At 51.2% G+C, this 1286-nt stretch carries 2 protein-coding genes; both read right to left on the reverse strand.

The window, feature by feature from the left end; genetic code table 11:
* On the reverse strand, window positions 1-379 hold a 379-nt coding region (locus VZ95_RS20615; protein ID WP_045777531.1), incomplete at its 3' end, for a beta/alpha barrel domain-containing protein.
* A 407-nt stretch (window positions 380-786) separates the two neighbouring features.
* Window positions 787-1286 (reverse strand): hypothetical protein (locus tag VZ95_RS20620; protein WP_045777532.1); only part of this gene is annotated, 500 nt, incomplete at its 5' end.

A 1286-nucleotide genomic window follows, 5' to 3' on the forward strand; every position in this document is an offset into this window, starting at 1 on the left:
GCGCGGGAACGCTGGTCTTCTCGTGCATCGATTGGTCAGGCAGCGGGCCGAAGTCAGACCGCAGCGCCGCAATCATCCAACCCGAGAGGTAGAGATAACGGCCTTGGGTGGAGCCGAAGTGCTTTTTAATGGCAATCAGCTTTTGTTGACCAATGAAGCCATGCCAACAACCGAGCGACTGCGTGTAATGTGCCGCGTCACGATCAAATGCAGCCATGTCCTGCCGCATAATTTTGGCAGTATAGCGGGCAATATCAAGCCCTGTTCGGAATTGATTCTGGAGGCGCATCCGCGCAACCGCTTCGGCCTCCACGCCATTCCAGGTGTCATTTGCTTGGATTGCTTTTTCAGCACCTTCAAGGGCAGCACGGTAAGACATTGTTTTTCTCCGCAGTGAGGGTCTTCAGATATCCAGAAGGTTACAGGCCGAAATGATGCACTGCGAGAGGAATTTGTGTTTTTTGTATATATATTTACAAAAAATAACTGTTTGTTTGAAAACATTTTTCAAAAAACAAAATGCCTATGCTCATCGAGGCTACCGCCAACAAATTAGAAGGGGGATTCCCATCCACCCGAGCCTTCCCGCGCGTATCCTGTGGAAGATGCGGTTCAAGCCGCGAGAACTGTTCTGCCGTCAACCAGAATTATGTATCGCTCATTCAAAGCCCCCCTCAAAAAGCTTTGAATCATGAGTGCTCTGGCATGAAAAGAGGCTTTATAGGTCTGGAGCCTAGCAGATAAAGTGTAACCTGCCGCGCTCCGTTGGAGCGCGGCAGGCTATTATCAAAGCACCAAGCCATCTGTTCTATTCAGTTCTTTGTTAAGAGCTTTCGACAATGCGAAGGCGCGAGCGTCACCGCCTTTTTGATCTCGAACCATATCGCCCCATTCTGCCATCGGGTGACGTCGTAACGTTGGGACGAGTTCGTCGGAGTCGAACCCCTCCGGAGGATTGGCGAAAATACGCACCAGCGCGCCGAAGATCGAAGCACCGTACATAAGTGGCTCTTCTTTATATGCTTCAGCCATGCAGGTTAGAGCAGCTGAAACAACCGCGTCACCATGCCTGCGAAGTGCAGTAGCAATCGAAGATGTAAAGGTAACCTCCCCTGGCTTCCATGCGGTTGATGAAGTGCTTCGGGCAATGGTTAGGCCAGCCTCGGATACAAGCCGCCGAATATCCAGAGCATCCTCGTCTCCGGCAGCAAGAGCAGCGTGAAAATCATCCATGCGGTTCATCGCCTTACGCGCTCTGTTCGCAACAATAAACATACGAAGCTTCG

The sequence above is a fragment of the Elstera litoralis genome, assembly GCF_000963705.1.
Lineage (GTDB): Bacteria > Pseudomonadota > Alphaproteobacteria > Elsterales > Elsteraceae > Elstera > Elstera litoralis.